1 protein-coding gene is annotated in these 255 nt (G+C 63.9%); it reads left to right on the forward strand.

Annotation, left to right across the window (positions count from 1 at the left end; translation table 11 throughout):
• A partial coding sequence (locus AC6LKD_RS32710; protein WP_498118552.1) for an electron transfer flavoprotein subunit beta/FixA family protein occupies window positions 1-255 on the forward strand: 255 nt, incomplete at both ends.

Consider the following 255-nt stretch of genomic DNA (forward strand, 5'->3'; position numbering starts at 1 on the left):
AACGCTGACCTTGAAGCTGCCGGCCATCGTCACCACCGACCTGCGCCTGAACGAGCCGCGCTACGTCACGCTGCCCAACATCATGAAGGCCAAGAAGAAGCAACTGGACACCGTCACCCCTGAAGAGTTGGGTGTGGACGCCGCGCCGCGCCTGAAGACGCTGAAGGTCAGCGAGCCGCCCGCCCGCAAGGCCGGCATCAAGGTGGCCGATGTCGCGGCCCTGGTGGACAAACTCAAGAACGAAGCGAAGGTGGT

Source organism: Achromobacter sp. D7-1 (assembly GCF_059760445.1).